The organism is Fibrella aquatilis (genome assembly GCF_017353255.1).
GTDB classification, from domain to species: Bacteria; Bacteroidota; Bacteroidia; order Cytophagales; family Spirosomataceae; genus Fibrella; species Fibrella aquatilis.
In genome coordinates this window covers 471,787-494,099 of record NZ_JAFMYU010000001.1, presented here as the reverse complement: position 1 = coordinate 494,099, position 22,313 = coordinate 471,787, and the positions used below count along the sequence as shown (strand labels likewise).

Genomic DNA, 22,313 nt, shown 5'->3' with positions numbered 1-22,313 from the left:
CGGACCACACTCTTTCACTCTTTCACTCTTTCACCCTTTCACCAGCGGTAGCGTGACAACAAAGGTTTCCTGGGTTTCTTCGATGGTGGGGGCTGGCTGGCCCAGCATCTGGTATTTGGTCAGGATGTTGCTCAGCCCCACGCCGTTAGAGGCCACCCTAACGCTTTTACGTTGCAGGTTATTATGCACAATTAACTGACCGTTTCTATTGGTTAAAATGCTGATTGTGAGTGGGCTGGTAGCTAAGATGATATTGTGTTTCACCGCATTTTCTACCAACAGTTGCAACGTCAGCGGCGGAATGAGGTAGTTCAGATAGCTGTTGTCTACCTGATTGTGGAGGCTGATACCCCGGCCGTAGCGCGTTTCGAGCAGGTGAAAATACGAGTCGATAAAGGCTAGTTCGCGTTCCAGCGTGGTAAGTTCCTGGGCGTTGGTCTGCAACACGTACCGGTACACGCTGGCCATTTCGTCGACAAACTGCTCGGCCCGGATTGGTTCATCGGCAATGAGCGACGAGAGCGTGTTGAGGCTGTTGAACAGAAAGTGTGGGTTCAGGTGCGCCTGCAACGCCCGCATCTGCACCTCCGACATTTCCTGCCGAAGCTTCTGCACCGACAGATCACTTTCGAGTTGTTCGCGGTGTCGTTTTTCGCGCTCCTGAACTAATTCTTGCTCAACAACGGCATTTATTACCGCCGCCCGCCGCTGCCGATAGCTCAGGCCCAGCGAAAAGCAGAGCAGTTCGCCCAAAATACCGAGCTGGAAATAGGCAATGGGGGCCTGCCAAAAGGGGAGGTCGGCGGGGAGCCTGGGGTAGATGAACGTGAGCACCATCGATAGCAGTCCGCCCACGGCCAGGCACGTAGACCCGACGGTGAAGTAGCGGGCCTCCAGATGGCGAAACCGAAACAACTGGCTGATGCTGTAAATGGCTATCAGCGCCCAGGTGATCCGCAAGACGGTATGGGTGGTGTTGAACAGCACTGGGTGCCAGACCGGGTCTACAAAGCAAAGCCAGATCAGCAACAGCACGTAGGGAATAACCAGCGCCTTGCCGAACTGAAATACCCTGTACAGCCGGGGTTGCTGCTGCCGAACGTTCAGAAAAGCGTTGGCAAAATCGAAGTAGATAAAATAGGCGATAGAGGGCAGCCCAGCCCGGATAAAATCGTAGGTCTTATCGGGTATATCGTTGATAAACAAGGGCATGCGAGATCCGTAGTAGACCAGCCATACCAGCATGTAGAGGGTATATAGCCCATAAATACGCTCTCGGTAGATAAACCATTGAACAACGTTCAGCAGCAGGATCGACGTAACCATGCCCACGAACAGGTCATTCCAGGTAGCGAAATCCATACAATGCGTCTGCGTGATGAAGCCTCGAAAATAGGATACAAAGTACCCTCAGAATAAGCAACACCCCTACTTAAACGTCGACAAGCCAACACAAAACGCCTATGAAACCACTATTTCGGTGGTTGAACCGGATGGCTTCAGGGGGGGCTTGTCTAATGGTTAATGGCCAAGGTCTACGATTAAGCCTGTGCCAGCAGGGCGCCTACATCGGCACGTTTACCGCAGGTACAGATGTGGGGCTTTGGGCTGCATACTGGCTGTGAGTCAGATAGGTAGGTGGTAAACGGCCCACCCACTTCACTGACGCCCTGGAAATAGGCTCCCGGCTCGGTACAGACGGCATCCTGCCGCTCGATGAACTCGACGATATTGCCGTTGGGGTCTAGAAAACAGACTGCGCGTGCCTGCCAATTCGGAAATTGAGCGATTCGACAACCCCGTTCATCGAGGCTCAGGTAGGGCAGGTCGAACCAGAGCTGGTATTGTTCCAGGCTGTAGATGGGTATGTTCAGCGCAAAGCGGTAAGAGGCCACCGGGCGTTGCGTCTGGGTGAAGATCAGTTCGGTCCACCCCACCCGAAACGTAGCGCTCCAGTAGGTAGCGTTGACCATAGGCAGGCATAACCGGTGAGCGTAGAATTGTTGCGTGGCCATCAGATCGTTAACGGCCAGCTCCAGGCGGGTGATTTTCATGGCAAAGGCTGGTCTATGGGTGGTGTGTATTTAGACGGCTTTCCAGGTGATAACAGCGGCGTAGGTATGGCCATCTTCAGTGATGGTGGTCTTTACTTTAAGGTAGCGGGCCGAGGCCTCTTCCACCGTCCAGTTCGACACGCTGCCGTCGTCGCCGTCTACCACCGTCATTTTCTTCGACGCGTTGTCGTAGGTCCATGTACCGGGTTTGTTGGTGGCCGCATCATCGTCGCAGCTGAGCTTGCCGTTGTCGCCGGTCAGGCTGCCGTTGCGTTCAAAAATCAGGGTGTTGTCAAGGTCGCAGGGGCGCATAAACTGGAGCAGGTTGCTGTCGGGTCTGCCGTCGCCGTCGAGGTCCTGTGGCGGGGTAAGTTCAAAGCTGGCCATCTGCCAGCGCACGCCCACAAACGAGGCTACAAAATCGCCGGGGGTGTCGGGGGTAACGGCCTGCTGGTCTTTTTTGCAGGCGCTAAGCGTTGTCAACAGCCCAAGCACAATGGGCAGGAGGAAGGTGACTAAACGGTTCATCGGATTTGTTGTTTCCCGTTCTGAGCGGGGCGTTTGGTTGAAAAGAGGAAGGCAGCCGGAAGCGACCTGGCAGCCCCTTCCGACACCACAAAGTTGCCCCCTACCCCCCGCAAGGCCATCCACAACCCGTATCAACCGTTATTTCGGCCAGATGAAGTGAGCGAAAGAGAGAGTGAAAGATACTCCAGCACCAGCACCCGGCAGTGGGCGGGGCAGCGCCAGCGGATGTGCCAGAAGGGGCGGTGTGCCCAGCGGTAGAGCCCCGGCTGTTCATAGGCCGACAACATACCCGCTATGAAGAAGGAGAAATCGGGGAAAGTGGCCTCTATGCCTTCCAGTGGCACGGCCGGGATTTTTTCACCCAGGCGGAGCAGCGACGTGGCCCAGAGAATTTGCTCCATGGGTTGCATAGTAAGGGCCAGTTCCTGGCGCATGTCGGCCACGAATTTGGCGCGGATGGGGCGGAGGATTTCGGGGTCGTGGTGGGCCATGAGCCGGGCTACGTGGTAGGCAATCAAAGACGGACGGGCGTAGTTGTGCGCCGCCCGGAAGGAATCGGTACGGTAGCGGTCGGTGCGGATCAGATCGGCCAGGAGGGTCAGGCTGTCCAGCGCGTGTACGTCCAGAGGCAGGTTGTACGTATACACGCAGCAGAGCATATTGGCCAGCGCGCAGGCATCGAATTCGACGGGCATGTTCTTCCCAAACCAGGTTGAATAAGCCTGTAACGAACGATATTCCGGGAAGGTATTTCGCACCCAGAGCCGGGTGCCGTTGGCATGGTGCGCGAGCTTTTCATGCAAAAAAAGCAGATCGTCGGGGCTGGGTTGGGCCGGGCTGCCGTAGCGGGTGAGGTACACCATGGCCGTATCGTCGATATCGTCGGGAAGCTGGAAATGACGGAACCGGTGCATGAGCAAACCATACGGAAAATGCCGCGACGGCCGGGTAGCGTAGAAGTTGTAGGTAAGCAGGCCGTCCTTGTTTTTAAAGGCATCGTAGGAGGGCAGGGCGCGATCTATGATCTGCCGGACAAGGGTCTGTTCGGCAGGAGCGAGGCGGGGGAGAAGCCCCTGAAGGGTGAAAACGCTAACGGTCGTAAAAAACAGGTTCGGGTCGGGCCGCTCATAGCCCCAATACGGATTATGCCGGTAAGCCGCCAGTAATCCTTCAGGGAAGAGATGGGAGTCAACTAACTGATCGTCAGTAATTTGTTGCAAAAGTAAGCGTGGGCTTGGCGACGGCATGGGTCAAAAATACGTGGTTGGCCGGAATTGTGGCACTGGTTTTGTGGCTGCACCTACCAACGACCTATTAATCCACTTAGCCACTGTATCCATGTATCGCTTGTGCCTGATTCTGCTCCTGCTTGCTGCCGCTCATAGCAGCTGGGCGCAGAAAGCGTTTATCTTCAATAGTCAACAAAAAAATGGGTTTGTTTCCGTCTCGCTGGGCACTAGTCAGCCACTGGGCAATTTCGGCAATCGCACCACCGATGCTGAAGAAAACGGCCTTGCCCTGCGTGGACAAACCTGGAGCGTGATGGCAGGCTACCGCCTGGCCGGGCCGCTGGGCCTGATGGGCCGCTATGAAGAAACCCAGAACGGTTATGATGCCGCCGCCATGGTCAACGCTTATATTAAATCGCCGGGCGACAATCTTCAGGCTAGCACACCAGCGGGCAAATCGGGTCGCTGGCAGAGCCGCAGCCTCATGGCGGGGCCGTTCATTACCATTCCCCTGGGCCGGTTTGCGCTGGACCTCCGTGCGCTGGCTGGTCAGGCATGGGCCACCTGCCCCGAAACCTGCGTGCAGGGCAAGATCAACCAGACCGAAACGCTCATTCGTACCGACAACCGCGAAGCCAAAGCCCTGGCCAGCGGCGCGGGTATGAGCCTCCGTTTCCGGGTTAGCCCCACGGTGGCCGTGCACGTAAACGGCGATTACAGCTCCGCCCGCTTCACCTTCGCCAACGTGCCCCTGGAATCGCGCTACGGGAACCTCACGCAGCAACTAACCTACAACAGCCAAAAGACCCTCACTACCGCCACCCTCTCTGCCGGACTAACCATTCAGTTCCGGGCAAGGAATAGAGTGTTTTGATTTACGAGGTACGATTTACGAATTACGATTTGTTGCTTACGCCAGAGTACTCATCCTCCAGTGTAAGCAACAAATCGTAATTCGTACCTCGTAAATCCCTACGTCCAATACAAAATTGGCGCGTTGGGGAAGCGTTTGGTCCACTCGGCGTAGAAGAACCGCTTCATCGCCTGCATGTCGGTGGGTTGGTAGACATATTTGGTGCCCCCGAATTTGTTACGCTTCGCCGACCGGCCCGCCTCGTCCATATCCAGCGACGTGTTGGGGTACCACTGCATCAGCACATCTTTCGAGCCGGGGGTAAACCGGTGGCTGATCATCTCTACGTTCAGGTCTAGCTGGCTGCCTAACTGGCTATAATCCAGTGCATCATAAATCCGGTCGAGTAGGTGGCTGTATTCCTCCTGCCAGTACGGAATGGGCATAATTGGGGCCAGAATGATGCCCACAGGGTAGCCACCACCGCCCAGTTCTGTTGGCAAGGCCAGCTTGCGGAGTGCCTGCAACCGGGCTTCCACAGAGGCAGTGCCCCCTTCCAGCTTGCGGGCAATAGACTCGGTATTAAGGCTCACGCGGGCGCGGGTATGACCGTTATGGGGCAGGGTCAGCAGGCTGTCTACCTGGTCGTATTTTGTCACAAACCGCAGCTGCCCGTTTTCGCGCTGCCCGTAATACCGAATGCACTCGGCCAGGCCACCCGTCAGGTGCTCAATGCCCAATACGTCGGTGTAGCAGCTCACTTCAAAGGAAGTAGGGCGCTGACCGGGTTTGCCGTCTACGTTTTGCCAGGTGGCGTTGGGTGGGTAGGTGCCTTCGTAGTTGGCGGTGTTGGCCAGCATGGTGGGCAGGTTGGCATACACGCGCACCACGGGTGGTCCTGCCAGACTCCCCGCCAGGTAGCAGTACTGGCAGTGGGCGGGGCAGCCTTCGGCCAGGTTCATCTGCCAGTCGGCCGAGGGCGGAATGGGTTGTAGGCGCATGGCGCTGGGTGGCGCGTTGACAATGGCCAGCGTGTTTTTGGCAATGCGGTAAGTCTCGCGGTCGTCGGCCCCACGCAGGCCAGTGAGCCGGTTGTTCTTCATCACCTCGATAGGCAACTTCAGGGCCGACACCCGCTCGTAAATCTGCTGGCCATAGGCCTCATTCAGGGCGTCGGGCGTAAACAGCACCCGCTTCGGCATCCACACCCGCGCCGACCGCTGGTCGACCTTAGGGCTTTCTTCTACACGATTCAACAGCACATCTTCCATCGAATAGAAAACACCGAAACGGCCTTAATGGCTCCATTTTAAGGGGAGTTTTCAGTTTAAAGGGAGTTTTCAGTTTGTAGTTTTCAGTTGCTTCGCGCTATAGTACGGAGCATGCGAAGCAACTGAAAACTACAAACTGAAAACTCCCTTTAAACTGAAAACTCCCCTTAAAAGACTCCTACTTGATCACGCCAAGTTTTCGCAGACAGCCCAGGGTCACTGCCTTTCGGGCGGCGGGCCAATGGTCGGGCACTGGGGCGGGGCTTTCCAGGCGGGTAGCGAAAATGAATTGGTGTCCGTCGGCGCGTTCGAGGTAGCCAACGTACCAACCATAGTCTATATACGTCGACGGCGCGGGAAGGCCTTCGTCGCGGCCGAACCCCACCCAACCCGTTTTGGCAAAGAGTTTATAGGCCGGGGTAGCCTCAGTACGCATCAGAAAACGCAGCACGGCCCGGTTGTCGGGCGAGAAGGGTACGCAGCCGGTCAGCAGTTCGCGCAGGAACAGCACCTGGTCGAAAAGAGATATGGCAGAGGGGCCTTGCAGCCAGAAATTGTCGAGCGTAGCACGGCTCACAACCAGGTGGCCGTAGTGGAGCTTGCTCAGGAAACCGCGCATGTCAGTCACCCCGATGCGGCGGGTCAATTCCTGATAAAACGGCACTGTCGACCCCCGGAAGGCCGATTCAAGCGTCTGCGGGCGGTTCCAGTCCAGCACAGGCCGCCGTATGCCATCCCAGGCAATGACGGTTTCGGGGCCGCTAAGGTTGCCCGTCTCTAAGCCAATGAGCGTGTTGACAATCTCGAACGTTGACCCCGGTAACGTGCCCCGTCGACAGTCGTCGGGCCGATAAGCCGTACATTGGCCCTCCGTTGCATCGTAAAGCAGGAAGCTGCCTTTTACCTGAAGGCTGTCGAATATTGCCTGTAAATCAGCTCGTTCGGTTATTGTCTGGGCCAGCAGAGAACTCCTGGCCAAGGTGGTCAGGATAAAGATTGCGAATAAACTAAGCCGGAACATGACGAAAACGAACGGAGATAAGTTGTACGGAGGGTACGCTTCACTAGTACAAACCTTGTGCCTGTATTACTTTTTTACATGAAAACTAGTTTATATAACGCTTGTTACTTCGCTGCCTGCCTCGTGCCCTGCCAGTTGTTGGCGCAATCTACGGAGTTAACGGCTGATACGCTCACCGCCCGACCGCTAAACGAAGTGGTGGTGCGGGCCTACGAATCGAACCGGACACTGCTCAGCACGGCGGCCTCGGTGGGGCTGCTCTCCCGCCGCGAGCTTACCCAGCGGTTTGCCACGCCCACGCTGGTGTCGGCCATGAACACACTGCCGGGTGTCCGTATGGACGAACGGTCGCCGGGGAGCTACCGGCTCTCGATTCGGGGAAGCCTGATCCGGTCGCCGTTTGGGGTGCGCAACGTGCGGGTTTATTACCAGGACATGCCCCTCACCGACGCGTCGGGCAATACACCCATCAATGCGCTTGATGTTAGAATGCTTGGCCGGGTAGAGGTCATCAAAGGGCCGTCGGGCAGTCTCTACGGCTCGAATACGGGCGGCACGGTGCTGCTCAGTGGTCCTGCCACCACGGCGGGTACCAACCAGGTTGAGGTGGGCTATCTGGCCGGTAGCTACGGGCAGCAGGGCTACAGCGCGCTGGCTCAGTCGGCGGGAGAATCGTCGAACATAATGCTCAGCGTAAACCACTTACAGGCCGATGGCTACCGCGACCACAGCCAGTCGGTGCGCGACAATGTGGCCATTACGGGTACGGTTAGCCTGAGCGAAAAGCAGTCGCTGACAGGCTTGTTTATCTACTCGGACCTGTACTACGAAACTCCCGGTGGCCTCACCGAAGCGCAGTTCCGGGCCAACCCCGCCGCCTCGCGCCCTGCCACCCGGACCCTCCCCGGCAGTGCCGAACAGGGCGCGGCCATCAACCAGAAAGTGGCTTACCTGGGGGCATCGCACCGCTACGTATGGAACCCCCGCTGGCAGACGACCAACGTGCTCTTTACGTCGGCAACGGAGTTCAACAACCCGTTCATCACCAACTACGAACGCCGTACCGATCAGGGTCTTGGCGGACGGAGTGTAACACGGTTTAGCCCCACCGGGGGACTATATACGTTGACAATTGGCGGCGAGTGGCAAACCAACCGCACCGGCTCACGGAACTTCGGCAACCGCAAAGGACAGATCGACACCCTGCAAACCGATGATGAACTTCGGGCGCAACAGTACAACCTATTCATACAGGACGAGTTGCAACTGCCTTATGGCATCGTAGGGACGCTGGGCCTGAGCTATAACCAGACGCAGTATCAGTTTACGCGCTTTTCTGTTGCCAGCAAACCCGGCCCCGGTCAACAGAATCGGAGCTTCACGCCGGTGGGTTTGTTGCGGGTGGCGGTGTCGAAATCGCTGGGGCAGCAGGCAGCGTTGTTTTTTAACGTCAGTTCGGGCTATTCGGTCCCCACGAGCCAGGAAGTGCTGTCGTCGGCAGGTTTTTTCAACGCCGACCTGGAGCCGGAACGGGGTGTTCAGGCTGAATTGGGCCTGCGCGGACGGCTGTTCGACCGGCTTCAGTTCGATGTGGTCGGGTATTCGCTGGGGCTTCGCAACACCATTGTGCGGCGGTCACTGGCCAACGGGGCTGAGTATTTTGTCAACGCGGGCCGTACGCAGCAACTGGGCCTGGAAAGCTACCTCGGCTATGACCTGCTGCCCGCCAGTAATGCTGTCAACGGACCCATCCTGAAAGTGTGGCAAAGCCTGACCCTAACCAACTATACCTACCTAAGCTACCAACAGTTGGCGGTCGATTTGTCGGGCAATAAAGTGCCAGGCGTGGCACCGTTCACGGGCGTCTGGGGGCTGGATGCGGCGTTGCCTATGGGTCTTTACGCCCACGTTACCTACCAGTTTCTGACCCCGTTTGCTCTCAACGACGCCAACACCGCCACCGCCGACCCCACGCGGTTGCTACAAGCCACGATAGGGTATAAGCAGCTGATAGGTAGGCATATAACGGCTGATCTTTACGCGGGCGGCGATAACCTCCTCGACCAGACCTACAGCCTCGGCTACGACCTCAACGCGGTAGGCAACCGCTACTACAACGCTGCCCCCCGCCGGAACTTTACGGTAGGGTTACGGTTGGGAATTAAATGAAGACATTGGACTTTGGATACTGGACGCTAGACCCGACTGTTCTTTTGTCTATCGTCCAATATCCAGTATCCAAGATCCAGTATATATGAACATCGGCGATAAAGTACGGATGTTGCGGGCAAAAGAACAGGGCGTGGTGACGCGGTTCTTGTCGGGCAACCAGGTTGAAATTGAGATTGAAGATGGGTTTAGAATCCCCGTCATGCAATCGGAATTGGTGGTCGTGTCACCCATGGAGGCTGAGCGGTTCAAGGCGTCGGGGCAGGCGGCTGACGTGCGCGAGGCCTTTGCGCCGCAACGCCCGCTGGGGCAACCGGGGCAGGTGCTGGCAAGCGTGGGTTTCTACCTCGCCTACGTGCCCCAAAACGACCGCGACGTGGCTCTTTACCTCGTGAACAACACCGACTGGGAGGTGCTCTTTACCCTGGCCGAAGAGCGGGAAGGAGGCTATCGGGGCATTCAAAGCGGCACGTTGAAGGCGAAGACGCAATTGAAAATCAACGAGTTATACGCCCTGGCCAAATTTGAGCAGTGGCCTACGTTGCTGGCACAGGCGCTATATTTCCGGCCCGGCGGTGGGCAACCCGCCCGGATGCCGCTGGTGAAGCGGCTGAAGCCCCGCGCCCAGGCGTTCTACAAAAACAAGCAGACCGTGCCCGTACTGGGTCAGCCCGGTCACGTCTTCCAGCTCGACGATGAAACGACCAACGCCAGCATGGCTCCACCCACTGCCGAGGGTCTGAAATCGGCGATGCTGACACCCAACGAGACCACACCCGTAGTAAGCGTAGACCGCCCGGCATCGGTAGTAGATCTGCACATCGAGAAGCTGCTGCCCGCGGGTGGGGCGGGACGCAAACCCGACGAACTGGTGGAGGTGCAGTTGCGGGCCTTCGAGAAAAATTTAGAGAACGCCATTGCGTCGGGTATGGGCGAGATTACGTTTATTCACGGCGTGGGTACGGGCAAACTCCGGCAGGAACTCCACCGCCACCTGAGTCGCCACCCCAACGTTCGCTTTTTCGAAGATGCCCAGAAACAAAAATTCGGCTACGGTGCCACCAAGGTTACGCTTAAGTGAGTGGGCAAGGGGTAGGCAGTGGGCAGCGGTCCGACCGGTCCGCCGGTGCGGTGTCGGGGCAGTAGGTAGTTTGCTGACGCAGGTGTATCAGGCGGGAGCTTACTCCCTGCTGCCCACTGCCTACTGCCTGCTCCTTGCTGCCTGCACCTCCAACACCGGGCGGTTGAACCCGGCGGCACCCACTGCCAACTACAAGGCTACCAACATGGACGTACATAACGAATCGCTGCTATCGACGGTCAATATTCCCGTATCCATTGCCCTGGCCGACGTAGAGCGGCAGATCAACACGCAGGTGAACGGGCTGATTTACGAAGACAACTCGTTCGATAATGATGGCGACGGCACGCCGTTTATGACCAATGTCTGGAAACGGGCACCCATCCGGGTTTCGGCGGGTGTGGTGAAGGGCGACAGCCTGTTTTATTTTCAGGTGCCGCTGAAAATTTGGGCGAAAGCAGGCAAAAAAGTGCTCGGCTTCATGCAGTCGGGGGAAACCACGTTTGAAATCGACCTGAAATTTGCGACCCGGTTTTCCATCGACCCCGACTGGAGCGTGAGCACCCAGACTAAGGCGGAGGGCTACGACTTCGTGACCACGCCTACCGTCCGGCTCGTGGGGTTCGACATTCCCATTACGGGACTGGTGAGAAAGGCCATTGACAATAACCTGGGCACGATCACCCAGGCACTCGATAAGCAGGTGAAGGCCAATATTGACCTGAAAACGCCCGTTTTGCGTACCTGGAACCTGGTTCGGGAGCCCTATAACGTGTCGGACGAATACCGCACCTGGCTTACGGTGGTGCCACGCCGGGTACTCATCACACCCCTTCGGTTCGAGCAGGGCGAGATTCGGACCACCATCGGGCTGGAAGGGCACACGCTCACCAACATCGGCCCCAAACCAGCCATCCGCCCCGCTACCACCCTGCCCGATCTCACAGTCGTATCAACCGTAAAAGATGATTTTCGGGTGGGCATCATCAGCGAGGCAACCTACCCCGAAGTGGCCGAACTGGCTAAGAAACAACTCGTTGGTAAATCGTTTTCGTTCAAAAATGGAGCCTATACTGTCTCATTGACGGATATCGACCTCTACGGCCAAAACGATAACCTCATCATCAAGGCGGGCATCACTGGCAGCGTCAACGGCGATATCTACCTGCGCGGTCAACCCTACTATGATCCCCAAACCAAGTCGGTATCGCTGAAAAACCTGACCTACGATCTGGATACCAAAAACCTGCTCCAACGGGCCGCTAGCTGGCTGTTACAGAGCACCTTAGCCAAGACGATGGAGAAGAATATGTCCTTCCCCATTGGCGAGCAGATCGACGCCATTAAGCAGTCGGTGCAGGAGCGGATCAGCAACTACCCGCTGGCCAAAGGCGTAACGCTCAAAGGCAAAATCAACGACATGCGCCCCGATCAGGTCTACCTAACCCCCACCGCCATGGTCGCCGTGGTGTATGCCAATGGAAAGGTAGATGTGAAAGTGGCGGGTTTGTGAGGTTTTAATGTACAATGAATAATGTACAATGACAGTTGCGCATGAGTAATCCTGCTGAGCAAGCGCCATTGTACCGCATCGGCGGACCGATTGTACATTATTCATTGTACATCAAAACTACCATGAAACCCCTTCTCCTAACCCTCCTTCTCCTGTCCCAACTTGCTCAGGCACAGATTACTCGTGAGCCACTGTTTACAGCTGCCGATGGGACAAAGCTTCATTACGACACCATGGGGCGCGGCCCGGCGGTGGTGCTGCTTCACGGGTTCATTGTCAATAGTGAATCTTGGAAACGGGCGGCAGTCACTCAGATGCTCGTCGACAGTGGGTTCGCGGTAGTCACGCTTGACCTGCGGGGTAATGGTCGATCAGACCGTCCGCATGAGGCGAAGGCGTACATGAACGACGTGGAAGCGAAAGACGTGCTCGCTCTGATGAAGCAGCTTGGCCATCGTAATTTCGACGTGGTGGGCTATTCGCGCGGGTCGATCGTTGCGGCGAAGATGCTGTCCATTGCGCCCAAAAACACCATCCGCAAGGCCGTACTGGGTGGTATGGGTACCGGCTTCACCGACCCCAACTGGTTCCGCCGACGTAATTTCTACGAAGCCCTTGCCCGCCCCGGCAGCCACCCCGACCTGCAACCCGCCGTCGACTACGCCATCAAGTCAGGTGCCGACACAGTAGCACTTAAATACATGCAGCAGTTTCAGCCCGTTACCACCATAGCCGAGCTAAAACGCGTTCAACAGCCTATCCTGGTCATTTCGGGCGATAAAGACGAAGACAACGGGCAGGCTTCCGAGCTAGCCGCCGCCTTCCCCCACGCCACCCTCGCCACCGTGCCTGGCACCCATAACACCACCATGAGCACAGTTACTTTCGCGCAACGGGTAGTGGCGTTTCTGAAGTGATTTACGAGCGGTCCGCCGCCGCGGTTACGATTTGTTGCTGTCGCACTCCTTTGCCGTAGAGCAAACCCATGCGACAGCAACAAATCGTAATTCGTACATCGCAATTCGTAAATCGGCCTACCTTTGCCCCTGCGCAACAACGGCATGGATCGTCTTATCGCCTTGCCGCAGGGCAGGGAGGAAAGTCCGGACAGCATAGGGCACCCTACTTCCTAACGGGAAGGCGGGCGGCGGGTAACCACCGTTCGACAGCCAGTGTCACAGAAAATATACCGCCGGGGTTAATGAGTGAATGAGTGAATGAGTGAATGAGTGAATAGGCTGACGCTAGAGCAAACCCGCGCGTCAGCCTATTCACTCATTCACTCATTCACTCATTCGCTCATTCACTCAGGTAAGGGTGAAAAGGGGGTGTAAGAGACCACCGCCCGGATGGCGACATGCGGGGCAGGATAAACCTTAGGGGCTGAAAGGCCAAACAGTACCGGATGCGGGGCGGCTCGTCTCCACATCACTTTCGGGTGGTTGCCGGTGCGGGTAGGTCGATAGAGGGGGTCGGTGACGGCCCTCCCAGATAAATGATAAGACGGTGAGGCACGCCCACGGGTACGGCCTTGTCGACAGAATCCGGCTTATAGATTCAGGTCGTTGTTGCGCTTTTTTTTTGTACCTTTGCGGCCATGTTTAACCCGGGGGACGAGATCCCCCTTCGGCAGGATTCGGTCCTGTCGGGAAAAAACTCCAGAAAATGGCAGTTAAAATTCGCTTGACGCGTCGTGGACGCAAACGCATGGCTATCTATGATATCGTAGTAGCCGAATCACGTTCACCCCGTGATGGTAAGTACATCGAGAAAATCGGTTCGTACAACCCCAATAATGACCCCGCCCGTATTGTCCTTGATGCCGACCGCGCCGTATACTGGCTCATGGTGGGTGCTCAGCCATCTGACACTACCCGGTCTATTTTCTCGCACGAAGGCATCATGCTCAAGAAACACCTGCAAGTAGGTGTGGTAAAGGGCGCCATCACGCAGGAGCAGGCCGACGAGAAGTTCACGGCCTGGAAAGACGACAAGGCCAATCGTGTAGCGACTACCGCTGATACGAAAGTACAAAGCAAAGACAAGGCTCGTCAGGACCGATTGGCTGCTGAACAGAAAGTAAGCGCCGCCCGTGCCGAAGCCATTGCCGTGAAATACAAAGTGGAAGAGCCTGTGGCCGAAGTGGCTCCTGAGCCAGTAGCCGAGGCCCCTGTTGCCAACGAAGCCCCCGCCGCCGACGTTGACGCTCATGCCGATGCGCCTGCTGCCGTGGCCGCTGAAGCCCCGGAGGCCCCAGAAATGGTAGCCGGTGTGCCATCAGTAGAAGCTGAAGCCCCCACCGTTGAGGAAGTTGCTCCCGCTGCTGAGGCGCCTGCTGCCGAAGCTGCTCCAGACGCCCCCGCAGCTGAAGCCGAAGAGGCACCTGCTGCGGAAGCTACGTCGACTGACGAAAAGCCCGCTGCTTAATTCATTCCAATACCGGTAGTGCAAAGAGCCTGTTCTTCCGAGCAGGCTCTTTGTGTATCAAAATAAGATGAAGTATGAGACAAGAAGTGAGAAGCAAGAAATAAGAAGTAAGGGAAGATAATCCGTACATATCAACAGCCTATTTCTGACTTCTTGCTTCTCGTTTCTTACCTCTTGCTTCTTTTCTCACTATGACCAAAGACGATTGTTTTCAGTTAGGCCATATTACCAAAACCCACGGCCTGCATGGCGAAGTGGTGTTTTTTCTGGACGTTGACGAACCCGAAGCCTACGACGACCTGGAGTCGATTTTGATTGAGGTGCGGGGTGAACTGCTCCCGTATTTTATCGAATCGATCTCCATCAACCGCGACCGGGCTATTGTAGCCCTGGAAGGTGTTGACACGATTGATGAAGGCAAAAAGCTCATCAACTGCACACTCTGGATGCCCCTCGACAACCTGGAGGAGATCACCGATCCCGACCGGTTCTATTACCATGAAATCATTGGCTACCAGGTGATTGACGAAACTGACGGTCCGTTGGGAACGGTGGCATCGGTAGTGACAATGGCTACGCAGGACCTGATCAACATGGAGTATAAGGGTCAGGAAATGCTGATCCCCATCAACAGCGCCATAGTGAAAACCGTGGATCGTGAAGCCAAAACACTGAACGTCATCCTGCCCGAAGGCCTGCTTGCCGTGTACCTCTCAGACGCGAAAGAAACGCCTGATGATGCCGACGAAGAACAATAAGCAGGATGTTGGACGTTGGATACTGGACCTCCGATTGGGGGAAATCTACTGTCCAGCGTCCAGTATCCAACGTCCAACATTATGAGGATTGACATCATTACCTGCCTGCCGAAGCTGCTTGACTCGTTTTTCGGCCACTCCATTCTGCAACGGGCGCAGCAGGCGGGTCATGCCGAGGTGCTGGTGCATGACCTCCGCGACTACACCGCCGACAAACACCGCCGGGTAGACGATTACCCCTTTGGTGGCGGCGCAGGCATGGTGATGCAGATTGAACCCATTGCCAACTGCATCCGCAAGCTACAGGCCGAACGCACCTACGACGACGTGATCTACATGACACCCGACGGCGAACGGCTGGCTCAATCCCTGGTGAACCGACTGTCGCTCTCGCAAAACCTGATTATCCTTTGCGGGCACTACAAAGGCGTGGACGAACGCGTGCGCGAGCATTTCATTACCCGCGAAATTAGTATCGGCGACTACGTACTCTCTGGGGGTGAACTGGCGGCGGCGGTACTATCCGATGCCCTCATTCGTCTGATTCCGGGTGTATTGGGTGATGAAACGTCGGCCCTGACCGACTCGTTTCAGGACGATCTGCTGGCCCCGCCCATCTACACCCGCCCTGCCAACTTCGAGGGTTGGACTGTTCCCGATATCCTGCTGTCGGGCCATGAAGCCAACGTAGATAACTGGCGCCACGAACAGGCCCTGGCCAGAACGAGAGCCAGAAGGCCGGATCTTTTAAATGAATAGTTTAGAGTTTAGAGTTTTCAGTTGGCTGACGCTCGCGTACTCTTGCGTCAGCCAACTGAAAACTGAAAACTCCTTCCTATGACCCGTCAACAACGACTCAACGCATTCATACACCTTGGCGAACGCCTGCGCGACCCGGCGCGGCTGGCCGAACGGGAGGAGGCCGCCTACCGTGCCAACTCGAAAAATAACTGGTTTACGGTACCTAACTGCCTGCTGGCGCTCGATGCTATTGCGTCGCAGATGCTTGCTGCTGAGGCGCTTACCAGCTGGCTGGCGCAGTATCCCGCCGAACCTGCCACGCCGAAAAAAGTAGGTGTCGTCATGGCGGGTAATATACCGGCGGTGGGGTTCAACGACCTGCTCTGTGTGCTCATTAGCGGTCATTCCATTATGGCCAAGCTCAGCAGTCAGGACGAGATGCTGATGCGTTATCTGATCAACGAACTTATTGCGGTTGAACCTGCCTTTGGTGACTACATCGAGATTGCCGACCGGCTCAATGCCGCCGATGCTTTCATTGCTACTGGTAGTGATAACACGGCCCGTTATTTCGAGTATTATTTTGCCAGGAAGCCCCACGTCATCCGCAAAAACCGCACGTCGGTGGGGGTGCTTACTGGAGTGGAAGATGAGGCACAACTGGAACTTCTCGGCAACGATATTCTGACCTACTACGGCTTGGGCTGCCGCAACGTATCGACCCTGTTTGTGCCGGACGAAATCGACGGAAAACCGTTCGATTTTGTGCCCCTCCTGCGTACGCTGGAACCACGCATGAACCAGTACCTGAACCTGCACAAGTACCAGAACAACTACGACTACAACAAGTCGATTTACCTCGTAAACCGCGTTGAGCACCTGGATAACGGCTTTCTGATGGTCACCCCCACGCCCGACAGTACGCCCGGCAACCTGGTGTCGCCCATCTCGGTGGTGTATTACCAGACCTACGCCAGCCTCGACCACCTGCGCGAGTTATTGACCCTAAACGCTGAAAAAATTCAGGTTGTTACCTCTGCTGAGGGCTGGTATCAAGGCTCAATCCCCTTCGGTACTACCCAACGGCCTGGTCTTACTGACTACGCTGACGGGGTAGATACCATGGCATTTCTGGCTCAGTTATGACACCAAAAAATAGGCAGGTGAGCTTATCAAATTTTTAAGATCGGATCCGTCAAGTAGTGCTGAATTTATTGCTTTAAATTCAGCACTATGGTATAGAATAGGCATGATGGTCTCTGAGCTGATAGATTGATTAAACTGACGCTGGCATTCGGCAGCTATGGTTTGATATAGTTTGTCTTTTGAAAAGTAAAACGCAGTCTCATCGGCTTTCGATTTAAATAGAATGTATTTGTCGGAATAAACTACTTCGGGTAGAAAAAGTCTCGTATAAGCAATTGGTATAAAACGATACAGAGCTACGGCAATTTTCTCATCGGTACAACGCGCCTTAATTAAGCCAATAATGCCATCCTGATCCAGGTCGGTATGCTGTTGAAAGATGAGAATAGCAGCACGAACCAGCGAAAATAGGGCTGCATCACTGAGGCCGGGGTCAAGATAGGAGCCATTGGTAAAAGATGTCTGCCCTTTTTTCTTGCTTTTCAAAAAGTCGAATAAGCCCATCGTAAATTTATCTATTAGAGTTAATTGCCAGCTAAGTTACATAATTTTCGAAGCCCGTAAAATATACCGATATCCAATGCATAAGTGCTGAAATAAAAGTAAATAACAGTACATCATTGCTGTAAAAACGTTTGGGCATGAGGATTATGGCTTTTCCTGTAGTTGAAAATAATCGAACAAGGTTTTACCTGCTTTGTCTTTGTAGGTACGTACCTGCGCCAGGGTCAGGCCCGCGTTTTTGCCGGTAGCGACGTAGATGATTTTACCCGGCATTTGTACTTTATCCGACAGCCCGCTCCCTTCTTCAAATGACAGGTCTACGGCCCCGTAGCGTACTCGCCCGTCGACCTCGACCGTGATGGCTTTGTTGGCATCAGTCCCCTGTCCCTTGAACACCCGCCTGAACGCGTCGGATTCGCTGTACACCAGCCCGATGATATGCGGGAAGCGACTGTAGCGTTCGTTCGCAAACTTCCGGTCGATAGTGGGCCATTCCGTTTGCATGAACCTGGCAATATGGGCAAAAGCGTCTGACGAAAAACGGGACGGTGAGAGGTAGAGCATCGTGGCTTGGTGGTCCACGAAGTTGTCTGGTTCGTTCCGGTAAGCAATGTGAGTTGGACTAATGTATACCCGGCGGGTATCGCCATAGAGGTCGTCGGCGTAGGGTGCCCCCCAGTTGGTGGTGATGGCATCGATGTGGATCGGTTTCCAGCGGCCCAATACCAGTTCATATTCAATTGAATTGGTGCTGAAACCCTGAATGTCGATGGCCTTCAACGCGTAGGTTTCGTTGCTGAACGTACCCGTATGAATGGTTTGCCTCTTGGCACAACCGAAGAGGCCAAGGAGTGTTGACAGCATCGCAATTAGGATAGCGTTTTTGGGAAAAGTCATTTCGTTTGTTGAGCCATCGTGAGGTACCTCTTATGAACTGGCTAGCGACTATTGCGGAGCCGGAACCAACTACTCAGCCGCCAGATACCAAACCCAACGAAAACGAGGCTGAACACCAAAAAAACGCCGAATACGAGGTATTTGCCGCCCAATTCGTACAGTATTTTTTCGAACCAATGCACCCGAATCATCGGTTGAAGCCGGTTCATCAGCACGGGTTTTTCAAATGCGGTGAACTCCGCCAGCCGGTCGAAACTCAGGATGACACCACCAATCCCCAGCCCGAAATAGCCCAGCAGTTGCCAAACGGGCGGATATTTCGACTGCCGCCCGTCGTATTCGTAATCTTCGGGATTATGCATGATGGTTAGTTGTCGAGCACGGCAAAGACGGTACCGTCGTAGGGTTTGGTTTTGTTGGCCATGTCTGCGGTTTGCTTCAGCCCTCTCTTGGCAAAAATTTGGGCAGAATACCCTACCGCTTCAGCCGAAAAATCGCTGTCGGGCAGCGTGGCCCAGCCTGTTTCTGTGTAGACATTGGCCAGAACCCGGTTACCGACGTAGTTGTTGAGCCAGACTGTTCCGTTTCCGACCCGGCTGATGCGCCATACCGCCATCCCTGTGTTGTTGCCCACCACCACCAACGTAGTCCCCGGTTTGGGCCGGGCCAGCACCTCGCTGAAAACGGCATCTCGTCGGGCAAAATCGGCCCGTTGCGACTGCCCCATAAAAAATAATACACCGACCAGCAGCACAAGCCCTGCCACAAAGCCAATAGCCGTGCGAATGGCCCCTTGCCAATACCTGAGGGGTGTTTTATAACCCGCTTTCAGGGCTTTGTAGCTACGGTGCAAATCTTCGTCCCAACGGCTGGCGGGGAGTATGTAGCCGCAGTGGAGGCAGTGTGCCAACCCAAATACGCCCCTCGGGTTCATCGTCATGGTTGCAAACTCGGCGTACCGCTGTCGCAGCTCCAGGTCCATTTCGCCGGTTTTCCGGCAGTTCGGACAGGTATGACCCGGCAGTGACTGATGCCGAATTAAGTCGGATTTAATGAACAGAACGATCATGTGCTCATAGTGGGTAACAGTCTCATAAATAGGTCGTTACTATTGAAGCCGAATCTTTTTTAGATGCTTACCAAATAACAGACTAACTACCCACGCCACCAGTCCAAACGCGGCTATCCAGACCAAGAATGTACCTTCTTTCTTTAGCCAAAAGGCCCAAAAATCAACTCGCGCCCGTCTGCGTTCGCCGGGTCCGAGTTGCAGGTTGCGGATGTAGTAGAAACTTGGAGCCACCTGCCCGATTTCGGCCCTGATGCACCGCTTGTGGCGTAACAGAAAGAAGTTGGTGCGCGATGACTCGAACCGGAGCACCTTACCATCATGCTCAATACCAATGGTGCTCCCGATGTAAGTTGTTCTGGCGTAGTGCTTGTTTACATAGACCACATCCATGTCCTGCAATGCAGTTGCTGAGGTGGCTTCAGATACGTTGGTCAAGAGAATGCACCTAGGTAAAGCGTCCATCAAAAACAAAAACCCGACCAGGAAGACCACCACCGGCAATGAGCCAACCAATCTGCCCCTGTCGAACAGCCGGTACTTCCAGGAAAAGAAGATCGTTAGCAACAGCGGCCCCAAGAGGCCAACCCCATAGACCCAGGGTGGGGCATACGTCGTGACCAGATCGAACTGCCGTTCGGTCCGCTCGTTCAGCCAGCAGCCCCCAGCTACCGCCAACAGCAGGAGCACCCAGTCTACGTACCTGGTGTAGCGACGAATGCCCACATTCATTAGTTGCCAAGCCAGCAGTAACGGACAAAGTGCGCTACTGAGCGGCCTGATTGAACGATTCGCCTACTTTTTTCAGGCGGGCCTGTTGTTCGGCGGTTAGGGTCATGCCCTGGCTCTGTGCCTGCTCCTGAATCTTCTTGCTGGCCGCCATCATTTTCTGCGAAAACGTCTGCATTTGCTGCATGGCTTTCGTATCGCCTTTTTTTACGTTCACCATTAGGTCTTTATACTCGACGGCCATTTTTTCGTAGTCGTCAATGGCTGCATCAACGCCGCTGGCACTGGCGCTGTTACTGGGGCCCTCGGCGGTGGCAGTGGTTTTCTGCGTGGTGGTGGTTGTCTTGTCTTTGGTGCCACAGCCAGTAAGCGTACTACCCAGCAGGGTCAGCAAGAGGGCAGCGGTTGGTAACTTGTTCTCAAACATGGGAGTTGATTGATGTATGGGTGACGATTACTTTTTACCCGCCTGCTGATTCAAATACTGCGACAGCAGAATGTCGGGCTTGCATTCGGCCGAGAGATCTTCCGAATAGGCGATGGGCCGCTCGGTTTCTTCGGTGCCGTATTTGGGCACGAAAAGCGTGGATTGCCCGTAGCGTTCGCGGAACACCAGGACCACAAAAGGTCGCCCGTTGTTCTGGATCGTAAACTCCTGCCGTCCGTCGGCTTTGACCACGCTGGCTTTAAAAAATTTGCCATCCCAAGGGTGGTCAAAACCGTCGAGAGCCACAATGGATTCGTTTTTGCTTTCGGGACCGAGCCGCAACAAAAGCACTTTCAGGCCTTCGCCCGCCCGGTATACCTTGCAATATTTGCCGATTTCCGGACGGGGAGTTTCTTTCTGGGTTGTCTGGGCGAAACCTGATACGTTGAATAAGGCCATGAATAACCCGGTAATGATGATGCGCTGCCTACTCATGTGCTGTCTTAGTAAAGTGTGGTTTGGCCGGTTTTATCAACGATGAAACTCTTGCTGGCCGAAGTACTGCGGGTGCTTTGTACCGCCACGCGCCCGTGAAGGCCATTGGGAAAGTACATGAACTGTAGATTATCTACGTAGCATTTATCGGCCCCATACGCCGATTTAGCGATGGCATCCTTATACACATCGTCGGCCTTGTCGAAATCCAGAATGTCCGACTTTCTAAAGAGCGATGCCTTAAAGCCGTCGTAGGTGTCGATGAATTTTTCGGTGCTGCCAATGCCCGTTGTGAGGGTCACCTCTACGGGTTCTCTAACCTGCTGCTTGTCGAAATCGTACCGATAAAAGACAATCTTGTTCTTGTTCTGAGGGGAAACCATTTTCACGGTCAGGTTGGCATCGTCCCGGTCCGAACTGGAGATGCTCTTGCTGAAGCTGACCTGCACCTCCATCAGTTCGGGGTCTTTCACGTCGGCTTTGTCCAAAATGGCTTCGTAGGCTTCGTTGATCTGATTGCTGGTCGGCATCTGGTGCAACACGTTCTTGTCCGTGTCCTCAGCTTCGTTGGCGGGCGTTGCCTGGACCGACGTTGCTTCCGCCGTTGTATCGGTGCGGCTGGTGGTATCATTTCCGCAAGCCAGCAGCCCCAAACCGAGGCATAGGAATAACCAATTGACTTTCATGGGGTGAGATTTGGTTAGTTCTTCGCCGCCGCGCCGCCTTTCCCGCCCTTGGCTAATCCGTTCAGGATGGCGTCGTTCCAGCCGGGTACTTCTTTGTTGGCGGGGCCGCTCACGGTGACGGTTTGGCCGTCGGTGCTCCAGGCTACCTTAACGCCCGTGGCCGTGACCAAGGGAGCCAGCACGATGTTGAGTTTGTCTCCTTTGGGCCGCCAGCCGTCGGCAATGTATTTACTGCGCGATCCGAAGAAATCGGCAATGGTGGTCAGGTAGCCCATGGTGAGGTTAAACGAATCGGGGTTTTTGGCAATGCTGGGGGCGTCGAGCTTAAATGTGATTCGCTTAGCCAGCCCGTCAATCTGTTCCTGACAGGTCGATTTGTATTCCTTTGCTTTGTCGGTCTGCACGTTGAAACCGCATTTCTCATCGAGCGAGGTATAGCCTGCTTTGTCCGAAAAATCGACGATGGCCTGGGCCATGCGCTTGAAGCTGTCGCGCCCACGGGGCTGGCTGGGTGCGGCCAGCACGGCCTCCCACATGGTGGGGGAGAGGTTGATGGTAAAGAGTTTCTCGACCACGTAGCCGGTCATCCAGACGTTGCTTTGCTCAATTTTGTCGACGAGCTGTTCTTTGTTGTCCTGGGCAAGCGAGGCTGTGTTCATAAGGAGGATGGAAGCGAAAAGACCGACTACTTTTTTCATGGGTTGCTCTTTTTTGT

At 55.3% G+C, this 22,313-nt stretch carries 24 protein-coding genes and 1 other RNA gene; 10 read left to right on the top strand and 15 right to left on the bottom strand.

The genetic code is table 11. The annotated features are described in order from the left end of the window. Positions 1–30: 30 nt before the first annotated feature. The 4 genes from J2I48_RS02140 to J2I48_RS02125 all read right to left on the bottom strand — a co-directional run bounded on the left by J2I48_RS02140 (position 31) and on the right by J2I48_RS02125 (position 3,802). On the bottom strand, positions 31–1,362 hold the full coding sequence (locus tag J2I48_RS02140) for a sensor histidine kinase (RefSeq protein ID WP_207333718.1): 1,332 nt from the start codon (positions 1,360–1,362) through the stop codon (positions 31–33). Between the two features lie 179 nt (positions 1,363–1,541). Beyond that, positions 1,542–2,054 carry a VOC family protein gene (locus J2I48_RS02135; protein ID WP_207333717.1) on the bottom strand — a complete coding sequence of 171 codons (513 nt, stop codon included), beginning with the start codon at positions 2,052–2,054 and terminating at the stop codon, positions 1,542–1,544. A 30-nt stretch (positions 2,055–2,084) separates the two neighbouring features. Continuing rightward, a complete protein-coding gene (locus J2I48_RS02130; RefSeq protein WP_207333716.1) occupies positions 2,085–2,582 on the bottom strand; it encodes a hypothetical protein in 498 nt (165 codons plus the stop codon). Positions 2,583–2,713: 131 nt separating this feature from the next. Then, a complete protein-coding gene (locus J2I48_RS02125; protein ID WP_229375725.1) occupies positions 2,714–3,802 on the bottom strand; it encodes a hypothetical protein in 1,089 nt (362 codons plus the stop codon). A gap of 118 nt (positions 3,803–3,920) precedes the next feature. On the opposite strand from J2I48_RS02125, the gene J2I48_RS02120 reads away from it, so the two are divergent. Further along, on the top strand, positions 3,921–4,685 hold the full coding sequence (locus J2I48_RS02120; RefSeq protein ID WP_207333714.1) for a hypothetical protein: 765 nt from the start codon (positions 3,921–3,923) through the stop codon (positions 4,683–4,685). 98 nt (positions 4,686–4,783) lie between these two features. On the opposite strand, the gene J2I48_RS02115 is transcribed toward J2I48_RS02120, so the two are convergent. Together J2I48_RS02115 and J2I48_RS02110 are read right to left on the bottom strand one after the other, a co-directional pair. Further along, entirely contained in the window at positions 4,784–5,935 is a 1,152-nt protein-coding gene (locus tag J2I48_RS02115; protein WP_229375724.1) for a spore photoproduct lyase family protein, read from the bottom strand. A 178-nt stretch (positions 5,936–6,113) separates the two neighbouring features. Beyond that, on the bottom strand, positions 6,114–6,914 hold the full coding sequence (locus J2I48_RS02110; RefSeq protein WP_207333713.1) for a penicillin-binding transpeptidase domain-containing protein: 801 nt from the start codon (positions 6,912–6,914) through the stop codon (positions 6,114–6,116). 120 nt (positions 6,915–7,034) lie between these two features. On the opposite strand from J2I48_RS02110, the gene J2I48_RS02105 reads away from it, so the two are divergent. From J2I48_RS02105 to J2I48_RS02065, 9 genes are all read left to right on the top strand, one after another. Further along, positions 7,035–9,125 carry a TonB-dependent receptor gene (locus tag J2I48_RS02105; RefSeq protein ID WP_207333712.1) on the top strand — a complete coding sequence of 697 codons (2,091 nt, stop codon included), beginning with the start codon at positions 7,035–7,037 and terminating at the stop codon, positions 9,123–9,125. Between the two features lie 85 nt (positions 9,126–9,210). Beyond that, positions 9,211–10,206 carry a DUF2027 domain-containing protein gene (locus tag J2I48_RS02100; protein WP_207333711.1) on the top strand — a complete coding sequence of 332 codons (996 nt, stop codon included), beginning with the start codon at positions 9,211–9,213 and terminating at the stop codon, positions 10,204–10,206. After that, positions 10,154–11,719 (top strand): DUF4403 family protein, encoded by a 1,566-nt coding sequence (locus tag J2I48_RS02095; protein WP_207333710.1) that lies wholly within the window; start codon positions 10,154–10,156, stop codon positions 11,717–11,719. Before J2I48_RS02100 ends, J2I48_RS02095 begins: the two co-directional genes overlap by 53 nt. Positions 11,720–11,841: 122 nt before the next feature. Continuing rightward, positions 11,842–12,636 carry an alpha/beta fold hydrolase gene (locus J2I48_RS02090; protein WP_207333709.1) on the top strand — a complete coding sequence of 265 codons (795 nt, stop codon included), beginning with the start codon at positions 11,842–11,844 and terminating at the stop codon, positions 12,634–12,636. A 141-nt stretch (positions 12,637–12,777) separates the two neighbouring features. Continuing rightward, an RNA gene (rnpB, locus tag J2I48_RS02085) (RNase P RNA component class A) lies at positions 12,778–13,287 on the top strand. 97 nt (positions 13,288–13,384) lie between these two features. After that, complete coding sequence (locus J2I48_RS02080) at positions 13,385–14,146, top strand: 30S ribosomal protein S16 (RefSeq protein ID WP_207333708.1); 762 nt, start codon at positions 13,385–13,387, stop codon at positions 14,144–14,146. Positions 14,147–14,337: 191 nt separating this feature from the next. Next, positions 14,338–14,904 (top strand): ribosome maturation factor RimM, encoded by a 567-nt coding sequence (rimM, locus tag J2I48_RS02075; protein ID WP_207333707.1) that lies wholly within the window; start codon positions 14,338–14,340, stop codon positions 14,902–14,904. An 81-nt stretch (positions 14,905–14,985) separates the two neighbouring features. Beyond that, positions 14,986–15,663, top strand: coding sequence for a tRNA (guanosine(37)-N1)-methyltransferase TrmD (trmD, locus tag J2I48_RS02070; protein ID WP_207333706.1), 678 nt, complete (start codon positions 14,986–14,988; stop codon positions 15,661–15,663). Between the two features lie 78 nt (positions 15,664–15,741). After that, positions 15,742–16,791, top strand: coding sequence for an aldehyde dehydrogenase family protein (locus J2I48_RS02065; RefSeq protein WP_207333705.1), 1,050 nt, complete (start codon positions 15,742–15,744; stop codon positions 16,789–16,791). On the opposite strand, the gene J2I48_RS02060 is transcribed toward J2I48_RS02065, so the two are convergent. The 9 genes from J2I48_RS02060 to J2I48_RS02020 form a co-directional block, all read right to left on the bottom strand. Further along, entirely contained in the window at positions 16,786–17,295 is a 510-nt protein-coding gene (locus tag J2I48_RS02060; protein ID WP_207333704.1) for a hypothetical protein, read from the bottom strand. The genes J2I48_RS02065 and J2I48_RS02060 overlap by 6 nt on opposite strands. Positions 17,296–17,439: 144 nt before the next feature. Further along, positions 17,440–18,159 carry a hypothetical protein gene (locus J2I48_RS02055; protein ID WP_207333703.1) on the bottom strand — a complete coding sequence of 240 codons (720 nt, stop codon included), beginning with the start codon at positions 18,157–18,159 and terminating at the stop codon, positions 17,440–17,442. Between the two features lie 74 nt (positions 18,160–18,233). Next, positions 18,234–18,554, bottom strand: coding sequence for a hypothetical protein (locus J2I48_RS02050; RefSeq protein WP_207333702.1), 321 nt, complete (start codon positions 18,552–18,554; stop codon positions 18,234–18,236). Positions 18,555–18,559: 5 nt separating this feature from the next. Next, the gene (locus J2I48_RS02045; RefSeq protein ID WP_207333701.1) at positions 18,560–19,261 is read right to left on the bottom strand and encodes a hypothetical protein; all 702 of its coding nucleotides are present in this window, start codon (positions 19,259–19,261) and stop codon (positions 18,560–18,562) included. A gap of 39 nt (positions 19,262–19,300) precedes the next feature. Further along, positions 19,301–19,993 (bottom strand): hypothetical protein, encoded by a 693-nt coding sequence (locus J2I48_RS02040; RefSeq protein ID WP_207333700.1) that lies wholly within the window; start codon positions 19,991–19,993, stop codon positions 19,301–19,303. Positions 19,994–20,027: 34 nt separating this feature from the next. Continuing rightward, complete coding sequence (locus tag J2I48_RS02035; protein WP_207333699.1) at positions 20,028–20,417, bottom strand: hypothetical protein; 390 nt, start codon at positions 20,415–20,417, stop codon at positions 20,028–20,030. 27 nt (positions 20,418–20,444) lie between these two features. Further along, positions 20,445–20,876, bottom strand: a complete 432-nt coding sequence (locus J2I48_RS02030; protein WP_207333698.1) for a hypothetical protein — start codon at positions 20,874–20,876, stop codon at positions 20,445–20,447. 44 nt (positions 20,877–20,920) lie between these two features. Continuing rightward, the gene (locus tag J2I48_RS02025) at positions 20,921–21,598 is read right to left on the bottom strand and encodes a hypothetical protein (protein ID WP_207333697.1); all 678 of its coding nucleotides are present in this window, start codon (positions 21,596–21,598) and stop codon (positions 20,921–20,923) included. Between the two features lie 14 nt (positions 21,599–21,612). Further along, complete coding sequence (locus J2I48_RS02020; protein WP_207333696.1) at positions 21,613–22,257, bottom strand: hypothetical protein; 645 nt, start codon at positions 22,255–22,257, stop codon at positions 21,613–21,615. Positions 22,258–22,313: the final 56 nt, after the last annotated feature.

Excerpts from the sequence above, each read along its gene's own strand:
- J2I48_RS02140 (WP_207333718.1), bottom strand. The coding sequence starts at position 1,362 with ATGGATTTCGCTACCTGGAATGACCTGTTCGTGGGCATGGTTACGTCG.
- J2I48_RS02135 (WP_207333717.1), bottom strand. The coding sequence starts at position 2,054 with ATGAAAATCACCCGCCTGGAGCTGGCCGTTAACGATCTGATGGCCACG.
- J2I48_RS02130 (WP_207333716.1), bottom strand. The coding sequence starts at position 2,582 with ATGAACCGTTTAGTCACCTTCCTCCTGCCCATTGTGCTTGGGCTGTTG.
- J2I48_RS02120 (WP_207333714.1), top strand. The coding sequence starts at position 3,921 with ATGTATCGCTTGTGCCTGATTCTGCTCCTGCTTGCTGCCGCTCATAGC.
- J2I48_RS02115 (WP_229375724.1), bottom strand. The coding sequence starts at position 5,935 with ATGGAAGATGTGCTGTTGAATCGTGTAGAAGAAAGCCCTAAGGTCGAC.
- J2I48_RS02105 (WP_207333712.1), top strand. The coding sequence starts at position 7,035 with ATGAAAACTAGTTTATATAACGCTTGTTACTTCGCTGCCTGCCTCGTG.
- J2I48_RS02100 (WP_207333711.1), top strand. The coding sequence starts at position 9,211 with ATGAACATCGGCGATAAAGTACGGATGTTGCGGGCAAAAGAACAGGGC.
- J2I48_RS02095 (WP_207333710.1), top strand. The coding sequence starts at position 10,154 with ATGCCCAGAAACAAAAATTCGGCTACGGTGCCACCAAGGTTACGCTTA.
- J2I48_RS02090 (WP_207333709.1), top strand. The coding sequence starts at position 11,842 with ATGAAACCCCTTCTCCTAACCCTCCTTCTCCTGTCCCAACTTGCTCAG.
- J2I48_RS02080 (WP_207333708.1), top strand. The coding sequence starts at position 13,385 with ATGGCAGTTAAAATTCGCTTGACGCGTCGTGGACGCAAACGCATGGCT.
- rimM (WP_207333707.1), top strand. The coding sequence starts at position 14,338 with ATGACCAAAGACGATTGTTTTCAGTTAGGCCATATTACCAAAACCCAC.
- trmD (WP_207333706.1), top strand. The coding sequence starts at position 14,986 with ATGAGGATTGACATCATTACCTGCCTGCCGAAGCTGCTTGACTCGTTT.
- J2I48_RS02065 (WP_207333705.1), top strand. The coding sequence starts at position 15,742 with ATGACCCGTCAACAACGACTCAACGCATTCATACACCTTGGCGAACGC.
- J2I48_RS02060 (WP_207333704.1), bottom strand. The coding sequence starts at position 17,295 with ATGGGCTTATTCGACTTTTTGAAAAGCAAGAAAAAAGGGCAGACATCT.
- J2I48_RS02055 (WP_207333703.1), bottom strand. The coding sequence starts at position 18,159 with ATGCTGTCAACACTCCTTGGCCTCTTCGGTTGTGCCAAGAGGCAAACC.
- J2I48_RS02050 (WP_207333702.1), bottom strand. The coding sequence starts at position 18,554 with ATGCATAATCCCGAAGATTACGAATACGACGGGCGGCAGTCGAAATAT.
- J2I48_RS02045 (WP_207333701.1), bottom strand. The coding sequence starts at position 19,261 with ATGATCGTTCTGTTCATTAAATCCGACTTAATTCGGCATCAGTCACTG.
- J2I48_RS02040 (WP_207333700.1), bottom strand. The coding sequence starts at position 19,993 with ATGAATGTGGGCATTCGTCGCTACACCAGGTACGTAGACTGGGTGCTC.
- J2I48_RS02035 (WP_207333699.1), bottom strand. The coding sequence starts at position 20,417 with ATGTTTGAGAACAAGTTACCAACCGCTGCCCTCTTGCTGACCCTGCTG.
- J2I48_RS02030 (WP_207333698.1), bottom strand. The coding sequence starts at position 20,876 with ATGGCCTTATTCAACGTATCAGGTTTCGCCCAGACAACCCAGAAAGAA.
- J2I48_RS02025 (WP_207333697.1), bottom strand. The coding sequence starts at position 21,598 with ATGAAAGTCAATTGGTTATTCCTATGCCTCGGTTTGGGGCTGCTGGCT.
- J2I48_RS02020 (WP_207333696.1), bottom strand. The coding sequence starts at position 22,257 with ATGAACACAGCCTCGCTTGCCCAGGACAACAAAGAACAGCTCGTCGAC.